Genomic DNA, 9168 nt, shown 5'->3' with positions numbered 1-9168 from the left:
CCGGATCGGGCCAGGCCGCCGGCGATGCCGAATTGCGCCGCCGCGCCGAGGCGCTGCGCGCCCGCGCCAGGGCGCTGTCCGAGCGCCCGCTGGACGGCTGCGCCCCGGACGATGCCGATTGCGCGCCCGCAGCCGCGCCGAATTAAGGAGACCCCAATGCCGGTCATCACCTGCATCGACGACCTGAAGACGCTCTATCGCCGGCGCGTGCCGCGGATGTTCTACGATTACGCCGAAAGCGGCAGCTACACCGAGAGCACCTTCCGCGAGAACTGCACCGATTTCCAGCGCATCAAGCTGCGCCAGCGGGTCGCGGTGGACATGACCGGCCGCACCACCGAAAGCACGATGATCGGGCAAAGGGTGGCCATGCCGGTGGCGCTGGCCCCGGTCGGCATGACCGGCATGCAATGCGCCGATGGCGAGATCAAGGCGGCGCGGGCGGCACGGGATTTCGGCGTGCCCTATACGCTCTCGACCATGTCGATCTGCTCGATCGAGGACGTGGCCGAAGCGGTGCAGGCGCCGTTCTGGTTCCAGCTCTACGTGATGCGCGACCAGGAATTCCTCGAGGCGATCATCGAGCGGGCCAAGCGTGCCGGCTGCTCGGCGCTGGTGCTGACGCTGGATCTGCAGATCCTCGGCCAGCGCCACAAGGATCTCAAGAACGGCCTGTCGGCGCCGCCCAGGCTGACCCTGCCGGTGCTGCTGGACCTGGCGACGAAATGGCGCTGGGGCATCGAGATGCTGCAGACCAGGCGTCGTTTCTTCGGCAATATCGTGGGTCACGCCAAGGGCGTCGGCGACACCTCGTCGCTGTCGAGCTGGACGGCCGAGCAGTTCGACCCGCAGCTCGACTGGGACAAGATTGCCCGCATCCGCGACCTCTGGGGCGGCAAGCTGATCCTGAAGGGCATCAACGACCCCGAGGACGCCCGCATGGCCGCGGGCTTCGGCGCCGATGCGATCATTGTCAGCAACCACGGCGGCCGGCAGCTGGACGGCGCGGTCAGCGCCATCCGCATGTTGCCCGAGATCGTGAAGGCGGTGGGCGAACAGGTCGAGATCCATCTGGACAGCGGCATCCGCTCTGGCCAGGACGTGCTGAAGGCGCTGGCGCTGGGGGCGCATGCCGCCCATATCGGCCGCGCCTATATCTACGGGCTCGGCGCCATGGGCGAGGCCGGCGTGACCAAGGCGCTGGAGATCATCCGCAACGAGCTGGACGTGACCATGGCGCTCTGCGGCGAGCGCGACGTGAAGGCGCTGGGGCGGCACAACCTGCTGATCCCGCCGGATTTCCTGCAGCCCTGGGCCTGAGCGGCGCGCGCGCCCCGCCCTCAGCCGCGGGGCTCGCGCTGCGCGTCGTAGCGATGCTTCGGCTTGCCAAAGCCCGGGATCGGCAGGCGCTGCAGCAGCAGCGCCGCCAGGGCCGGCAGCCCGACGGCGAACAACATCAGCGCGCCCAGGTCCTGGAAGCCCAGCGAGCGCGCCAGGTGCAGCGCCAGCACATGCATGAAATAGATCGCGGCCGAGATCGGGTCGAGGCGCAGCGGCGGCGGCGGCATATGTGTGCCCAGGGTGGCGATGAACAGCGCCGGTGCAGCGACATAGGAGCTGGCGGGAATGTCCAGCATCACCTGCAGGCCGCGCCAGGACTGCACCAGCCAGGCCTCGGCCATCAGCAGGCCCAGGCCGACCACGGTCACCGCCAGCACCGCCCCGCGGCCCGGCAGGCCGGCTATGCCCAGCCGCGCCACCCGGCGGCCACAGAAATAGCCCATGGCCACAAAGGGGAAGCACATGAACAGCCCATTGGAGAATTTCTTCACCCCGACATGCACGATTCCCGACAGGCTGACATATTGCAGCACCACGCCGATCACCGCGCAGATCACCGCTGCCGCCATCAGGATCCGGTATTCATGGGCCGGCACCACCCTGCGGGCGAAACCGCGCAGCAGCAGGATCACCGCCCCGGCGACCAGGATGCCGGCCATGAACCACAGGTGGAAATAACCCCAGGCCAGGGTCTTGACCAGCGAGACCGGGCCATGCACCTCGTTCAGCCAGAAGGGCAGATAGACTGCCATCCAGAAGCCGTAAAGCGCCGTCACCCGCCACAGCCACTTGCCGCCCTTGCCCCGCGCCACGGCCGAATGCAGGAAATAGCCGGCGACGATGCAGAAGGTCGGCACCATGACCCGCATCAGCCCGTTACCGATCATGTAGATCAAGGGCGTGATATGGGTCTGCAGCCAGTAGGTATGGCCGAAGGCGACCAGAACGGCCAGGCCCAGCTTCAGATAGTCCAGTGAATGTATACGGTGCAACTCGCAAACCCCGGCCCGACTTCAACCGCTTTGCTACCTCCCCGCCGTTCTGGCAAGTATTTTTCGCGTCGAATGCCGGGCTTTTTTCCCTTCACAACCGGCCGGCGCCGCGCTATAGGCCCCACTTCGGCCATGCACCCTTGGAGGATGGCCGCAAACCGCAACCAAAGGAATACCATCATGGCCAAAGAGATCCCTGATCTGGTGGCCGAGGCACGCGCGGGGACAGGCAAGGGGGCCGCCCGCCAAGCTCGCCGCGAAGGCAAGGTGCCCGGCATCGTTTATGGCGACGGGAAGGACCCGCAGCCGATCCAGATCGAGTTCAACTCGCTGCTGACCAAGCTGCGCGCCGGCCGCTTCATGTCCACGTTGTGGAACCTGAAGGTCGAGGGCCAGGACGACGTGCGCGTCGTCTGCCGCGGCGTGCAGCGCGACGTGGTCAAGGACCTGCCGACGCATATCGACTTCATGCGCCTGCACCGCAACACCCGCGTGAACCTGTTCATCCACGTGAACTTCGAGAATCACGACGCCGCCCCCGGCCTCAAGCGCGGCGGCACGCTGGTCGTGGTGCGCCCCGAGGTCGAGCTGGTCGTGACCGCCTCGGACATCCCCGAGCAGATCACCGTGGACCTGACCGGCAAGCAGATCGGCGACACCATCCACATCAACGACGTGGTGCTGCCGGCCGGCGTGAAGCCGACCATCGACCGCAACTTCGTCATCGCCAACATCGCCGCGCCCTCGGGCCTGCGCTCGGCCGATAACGAGGAAGCCGCGGCCGAAGGCGAGGCCACCGAGGCCTGATCGCCGGCCTGAGCTGCGAATCACATCGGGCGGCACCCCTGCGGGCGCCGCCCTTTCTCTTGCCCAGACACCCGGCGATTGCTAGGACATCGCGCCTGACGCGAAGGGGAAACGCATGGAACCGATCCATATCATCGGCGCCGGGCTTGCCGGGTCCGAGGCCGCCTGGCAGGTCGCCCGCGCCGGCCTGCCGGTGGTGCTGCACGAGATGCGGCCCCAGGTCGCGACCTTCGCCCATCGCACCGGCGATTGCGCCGAGATGGTCTGCTCGAACAGCTTCCGCTCGGACGACGACCGCATGAACGCCGTGGGCCAGCTGCATTGGGAGATGCGCGCGGCCGGCGGCCTGATCATGGCCATGGCCGAGCGTCACCGGCTGCCCGCTGGCGGCGCGCTGGCGGTGGACCGCGACGCCTTCTCGCAGGCCGTGACCCGGGCGCTGCGCGACGAGCCGCTGGTCAGCTTCACGCCGGGCGAGATCCGCGAACTGCCCTCCGAGGGGCGCTGGATCGTCGCTACCGGCCCGCTGACCTCCGAGGCGCTCGGCCAGTCGATCCGCAGCCTGACCGGCGAGGGCTCGCTGGCCTTCTTCGACGCCATCGCCCCCATCGTCCATGCCGAGACCATCGACATGTCGATCTGCTGGCGGCAAAGTCGCTACGACAAGGGCGAGACCGAGGAAGAGCGCACCGCCTATATCAACTGCCCGATGACGCGCGACGACTACGAGGGCTTCATCGACGCCCTGCTCGCCGCCGAAAAGACCGAGTTCCACGAGGGCGAGACCGCCGGCTATTTCGACGGCTGCCTGCCGATCGAGGTCATGGCCGAGCGCGGCCGCGAAACCCTGCGCCACGGCCCGATGAAGCCCGTGGGCCTGACCAATGCTCATAACCCGGCCGAAAAGCCCCATGCCGTGGTGCAGCTGCGGCGCGACAATGCGCTGGGGACACTCTACAATATCGTCGGCTTCCAGACAAAGATGAAATATGGTGCACAAGTCGATGTTTTCCGGCGCATTCCTGGCCTGCAGAATGCCAGATTCGCCCGGCTGGGCGGCATCCACCGCAACAGTTTCCTGAATTCGCCCCGGCTGATCGACGACCGGCTGCGGCTGCGCGCTCGCCCGAACCTGCGCTTCGCCGGCCAGGTGACCGGGGTCGAGGGTTATGTCGAATCCGCTGCCATGGGCCTGCTCGCCGGACGCATGGCCGCGGCCGAGGCGCTGGGACGCGACCTGCCGCCGCCGCCGGCCACCACCTCGATGGGCGCGCTGGTCAGCCACATCACCGGCGGCGCGGACGCGAAGACCTTCCAGCCGATGAACGTGAATTTCGGCCTCTACCCGCCGCTCGACGCGATGCGCGGCGGCCGCAAGGGGCGCAAGGACCGCTATCCGGCCTATACGGACCGCGCGAAAGTCGATTTCCAGCAATGGCTTACGGGGCAGAGTTGAACCAGACGCGGTTCGCCCCCTCGCCGACCGGGCCGCTGCATCTGGGCCATGCCTTCGCGGCGCTGACCGCGGCGCGGCTGGCCGATCCCGGCCAGTTCCTGCTGCGCATCGAGGATATCGACCAAGGCCGCTGCCGCCCGGAATACGAGGCGCTGATCGCCGAGGACCTGCACTGGCTCGGCCTCGACTGGCCGCAGCCGGTCATGCGCCAGTCCGAACGCCTGCCCGCCTATCAGGCGGCGCTGGACCGGCTGGCCAGGCTGGGCCTGACCTATCCCTGCCGCTGCCGCCGCTCCGACATTCGCGCCGCGCTTTCGGCCCCGCAAGAAGGCGCGGCCGTGATCGGCCCGGACGGCCCAGTCTATCCCGGCACCTGCCGCCACCGCCGCATGGCCGAGGCCGGGCCGGATGACGCCATCCGCCTGGACGCCGCCCGCGCGCTGGACCATCTGCGCCTCGACGAGATCGCCTTTCTCGACGAGAACATCGCCCCCGGCCTGCCGCACCGGCTGAGCGCGCACGACTTCATCGCCGGGGTCGGCGACGTGGTGCTGGCGCGGCGCGGCATGGGCACCAGCTATCATCTGGCGGTGGTGGTGGATGATGCGGCGCAGGGCATCACCTTGGTCACGCGCGGAAAAGACCTTTTGGATTCAACCTGGATACACGTTCTTCTTCAGAGACTGCTGGACCTGCCGACCCCGCGCTATCACCACCACCGGCTGATCCGCGACCAGCAGGGCAAGCGGTTGGCCAAGCGCGACGACGCTCGGGCGCTGAAGCTGTTCCGCGACGAAGGCATCAGCGCCGCGCAGATCCGCCGCCAGCTAGGCTTCTGACGGCGCCATGATCTCGACCTCGCGCCCGTCGCGGATGGCCGTATAGAAGCAGCTGCGCCGGTTGGTATGACAGGCCGGCCCGTGCTGGTCGACCAGCAGCAGCAGGCAATCGCGGTCGCAATCCACCCGCAGCTCGACCAGCTTCTGCACATGGCCCGAGCTTTCGCCCTTGGTCCAGAAGCCCTGCCGCGAGCGCGACCAATAGGTTATCCGCCCCGACTCCAGCGTCCGGCGCAGCGATTCCGCGTTCATCCAGGCCATCATCAGCACCTCGCCGCTGCGATGATCCTGCGCGATGGCGGGAATCAGCCCGTTCGCGTCATATTTCAGGCTGGCAGGGTCGAACATCGGCTTTCCTTTCGGCTGCACCGCACCTATCTAGACCCGACGGCAGCAAGGGAAAAGACCATGTCCGACAGCGACCTGATGCAGCTCTATTCGCGGCGCATCCTGGCGCTGGCCTCGGACATCCCGCATCTGGGCAAGCTCGACCATGCCACGGGCAGCGCGCATCGCCGCTCGCCGCAATGCGGCTCCTCGGTCACGGCGCAGGTGGTGATGCGGGACGGCCGCGTCGCCGAATTCGCGCAGGAGGTGCGGGCCTGCGCCCTGGGCCAGGCTTCTGCCGGGGTTCTGGGCCGCACCGCGCTCGGCCGCACCCGCGACGAGATCGCCCGCGCCCGCGACGCATTGCAGGCCATGCTGAAATCCGACGGCCCCGCCCCTGCGCCGCCCTTCGAGGAACTGGAAGCCCTGCTGCCCGCCCGCGACTTCCCGAACCGCCACGCCTCGATCCTGCTGGCCTGGGAGGCGCTGCTCGGCGCCATCGACGCCTCGGCCTGACCGGCTTCTTCGTTCCCCCAAATACCCCCGCCGGAGGCGAAAAAAGAAAAAGCCGGCCCGCGAGGGACCGGCAGTTGCGCGCAGGATCGTCCGGGGGAAAGGACTGGCCCCAGGCGAAGGGCCGTCGATTGCGCGGGGCAGTGAGGATCAGGCCGCCAGAATCGAGGGCAGCGAAAACAGGATGATCGCGGTCACCGAAATCGCGACGGTGCCGAGCAGGTCAGAGAGGGATTCGCGGGTCATGAGGTCTCTCCACAGTTCGTTTATGGTTTGTTCTCATAGGTCGCGAACAAAGTAAAGAACTTTTTAAGAACATCATGCGAACATCTATCCGGCGCTGATCAGCCGGATGGCGCGGTCCTGCTCCATCAGCCACAGAAGCAGCCGCACGGCCTGGCCGCGCTCGCTCTGCATCGCCGGGTCACGCTCCAGGAAGCTCTGCGCGTCCTTGCGCGCCAGCGCCATCAGCCCGGCCTGGCGTTCCAGGTCGGCGATGCGGAACCGTGGCAGGCCGGATTGCGCGGTGCCGATCACGTCGCCGGCGCCGCGCATCGCCAGGTCCTCCTCGGCGATGCGGAAGCCGTCCTCGGTCTCGCGCAGGGTGGTCAGCCGCCGCCGCCCGGTCTCGGACAGCGGCTCGTGATACATCAGCAGGCAGCTCGAGGCGCCCGAACCGCGCCCGACCCGGCCGCGCAGCTGGTGCAGCTGCGCCAGGCCGAAGCTTTCGGCGCGCTCGATCACCATGATCGTCGCCTCGGGCACGTCGACGCCGACCTCGATCACCGTGGTCGCGACCAGGATGCGGGCCCGCCCGGCGGCGAAATCGGCCATCGCCGCGTCGCGCTCGTCCGGCGGCATCTGGCCGTGGACCAGCCGCACCTGATCGCCGAACCGCGCCCGCAGCTCCTGAAAGCGCGCCTCGGCGGCGGTCAGGTCCACGGCCTCGCTTTCCTCGACCAGCGGGCAGACCCAATAGGCCCGGGCGCCGGTGTCCACCGCCCGGGCCAGGTGGTCCACCACCTCGGCCATCCGCGCGTCCGAGACCACCGTGGTGCGGATCGGCTGCCGCCCGGCGGGCTTTTCGTCCAGCACCGACAGGTCCATGTCGCCGAATTGCGCCAGCGCCAACGAGCGCGGGATCGGCGTCGCCGTCATCACCAGCATGTCGGGCGGCAGATGGCCGCCCTTGGTGCCCAACTCCATGCGCTGGTTGACGCCGAAGCGGTGCTGCTCGTCGACGATGGCCAGCCGCAGGTCGTGGAAGGCGACGGTCTTCTGGATCACCGCATGGGTGCCGACCAGGATGTCGATCCGGCCCTCGGCCAGGTCGGTCAGGATATTGGCGCGGGCATCGCCCTTGTCGCGGCCGGTCAATGCCTCCAGCCGAATGCCGGCCAGCCGTGCCAGCGGCTCCAGGGCGTGGAAATGCTGGCGGGCGAGGATCTCGGTCGGGGCCATCAGCACGCCCTGCCCGCCCGCCTCGACCGCGACCAGCAGCGCCAGGAACGCAACCAGCGTCTTACCGGCCCCGACATCGCCCTGCAGCAGCCGGTTCATCCGCCGCGGCGCGGCCATGTCGGCCGCGATCTCCTCGACCGCGCGGCGCTGCGCCCCGGTCGGCGGCCAGGGCAGCCCGGCCAGCACCTTGTCGCGCAGATGCCCGTCGCCCTGTGTGGCCAGCCCCGCCTGCCGCCGCCTGTCGCGGCGCAAGAGCGCCAGGGTCATCTGATGGGCGAAAAGCTCGTCATAGGCCAGCCGCGCCCGCGCCGGATCGGCGGGCGACAGGGCGGCCGGGCCGTCGGGCGCATGGGCGCGGGCCAGCGCCTCGGCCCATGCGGGCCAGCCCTCGCGCGCGACAAGCGTGGGGTCGATCCATTCGCCCGCCTGCGGCAGCCGCGCCATCGCCGCCTGCACCGCCTTTTGCACCACGCCCTGCGTGAGTCGGCCCGAGAGCGGATAGACCGGCTCGAAATCCAGCGGCGGGTCCGAACCCTCGGCGCCGATATGGTCGGGATGCACCATCTGCGCCATGCCGTCGAACAGCTCGATCTTGCCGGAAACCAGCCGCCGCGCCCCCGCGGGCAGCTGGCTCTCGATCCAGTCCTTGCGCGGATGGAAGAAGACCAGCTGCAAGTCGCCGCTGCCGTCCGAGCAATGCACCCGCCAGGGCCGGCCCTTGGCCGTGGGCGGGCTGTGGCGCTGCACGGTGATAGCCACGGTGACGATCTCGGGCGGGCGGGCCTCGGCCAGCCGGGCGATGCGGCGGCGGCGGATGCCGGAATGCGGCAGGGTCAGGACCAGGTCGCGCAGCCGTGTCACGCCCATCTGGGCAAAGGCCTCGGCCGCGCGCGGGCCGACGCCCGGCAAGGTCTCGACCCCCGCGAACAGCGGAAACAGCGCCGGCGGGCGGCCCGTCACCCCTGGGCGATGGCCAGCCATTCGTCCTCGTCGATGACCTTGATGCCCAGTTCGGCGGCCTTCTTCGCCTTCGACCCGGCGCCGGGCCCGGCGATCAGCAGGTCGGTCCTGGCCGAGACCGAGCCCGCGACATGGGCGCCAAGTGCCTCGGCCCGCGCCTTGGCCTCGGCGCGGGTCATCCTTTCCAGCGTGCCGGTAAACACCAGCGTCTTGCCGGCGATGGCGCTGTCGGTGGCGCGCTTCTCGGGCGGCAGCACGGTCAGGAAACCGACCAGCCGGTCGATCGCCGCCCGCTCGCGCGCATTGGCGAAGGCGTCCGAGAGCGACATGGCCAGCACCGGGCCGATGCCGTCGGCGGCGATCAACCCGGCCCAGGCCGCGCTGGCATCCGGCGGCAGCTCGACCTGCGCCAGCGCCGCGGCGCGGGCCTCGGAGGGGCGGGCGCGTCGGCCTTCGGCCAGCGCCGCCTCGC

At 69.2% G+C, this 9168-nt stretch carries 9 protein-coding genes; 5 read left to right on the top strand and 4 right to left on the bottom strand.

The annotated features are described in order from the left end of the window. Positions 1-156 precede the first annotated feature (156 nt). Complete coding sequence (locus I9P22_RS21835; protein WP_199262081.1) at positions 157-1320, top strand: alpha-hydroxy acid oxidase; 1164 nt, start codon at positions 157-159, stop codon at positions 1318-1320. A 20-nt stretch (positions 1321-1340) separates the two neighbouring features. Here the strand turns inward: I9P22_RS21835 and I9P22_RS21830 are convergent, their stop codons facing one another. Further along, positions 1341-2333, bottom strand: coding sequence for an acyltransferase family protein (locus tag I9P22_RS21830; protein WP_199262079.1), 993 nt, complete (start codon positions 2331-2333; stop codon positions 1341-1343). Positions 2334-2513: 180 nt separating this feature from the next. On the opposite strand from I9P22_RS21830, the gene I9P22_RS21825 reads away from it, so the two are divergent. From I9P22_RS21825 to gluQRS, 3 genes are all read left to right on the top strand, one after another. Beyond that, positions 2514-3140: a 50S ribosomal protein L25/general stress protein Ctc gene (locus I9P22_RS21825; protein WP_199262077.1), complete on the top strand. Its 627-nt coding sequence runs from the start codon at positions 2514-2516 to the stop codon at positions 3138-3140. Positions 3141-3255: 115 nt separating this feature from the next. Next, positions 3256-4596 (top strand): methylenetetrahydrofolate--tRNA-(uracil(54)-C(5))-methyltransferase (FADH(2)-oxidizing) TrmFO, encoded by a 1341-nt coding sequence (gene trmFO / locus I9P22_RS21820; RefSeq protein ID WP_199262075.1) that lies wholly within the window; start codon positions 3256-3258, stop codon positions 4594-4596. Next, positions 4593-5435 carry a tRNA glutamyl-Q(34) synthetase GluQRS gene (gene gluQRS / locus I9P22_RS21815; RefSeq protein ID WP_408635219.1) on the top strand — a complete coding sequence of 281 codons (843 nt, stop codon included), beginning with the start codon at positions 4593-4595 and terminating at the stop codon, positions 5433-5435. The genes trmFO and gluQRS overlap by 4 nt, the downstream gene beginning before the upstream one ends. Here the strand turns inward: gluQRS and hisI are convergent. Then, positions 5424-5783, bottom strand: a complete 360-nt coding sequence (gene hisI, locus I9P22_RS21810; RefSeq protein WP_199262070.1) for a phosphoribosyl-AMP cyclohydrolase — start codon at positions 5781-5783, stop codon at positions 5424-5426. The two genes, gluQRS and hisI, sit on opposite strands and share 12 nt — an antisense overlap. A 60-nt stretch (positions 5784-5843) precedes the next feature. Here hisI and I9P22_RS21805 point away from each other — a divergent pair, with 60 nt between their 5' ends. Continuing rightward, on the top strand, positions 5844-6278 hold the full coding sequence (locus tag I9P22_RS21805) for an iron-sulfur cluster assembly scaffold protein (protein WP_199262068.1): 435 nt from the start codon (positions 5844-5846) through the stop codon (positions 6276-6278). A 327-nt stretch (positions 6279-6605) separates the two neighbouring features. Here the strand turns inward: I9P22_RS21805 and recG are convergent, their stop codons facing one another. Both recG and I9P22_RS21795 read right to left on the bottom strand, forming a co-directional pair. After that, positions 6606-8717: an ATP-dependent DNA helicase RecG gene (gene recG, locus I9P22_RS21800; RefSeq protein WP_199262066.1), complete on the bottom strand. Its 2112-nt coding sequence runs from the start codon at positions 8715-8717 to the stop codon at positions 6606-6608. Next, the coding region (locus I9P22_RS21795) for a BRCT domain-containing protein (RefSeq protein ID WP_332909061.1) at positions 8693-9168 on the bottom strand (476 nt) is incomplete at its 5' end. The genes recG and I9P22_RS21795, both read right to left, overlap by 25 nt.

The sequence above is a fragment of the Paracoccus binzhouensis genome (assembly GCF_016446475.1).
GTDB classification, from domain to species: Bacteria; Pseudomonadota; Alphaproteobacteria; order Rhodobacterales; family Rhodobacteraceae; genus Paracoccus; species Paracoccus binzhouensis.
Note: the sequence above shows the minus strand (reverse complement) of the source record. Positions and strands in the feature narration are given on the sequence as shown.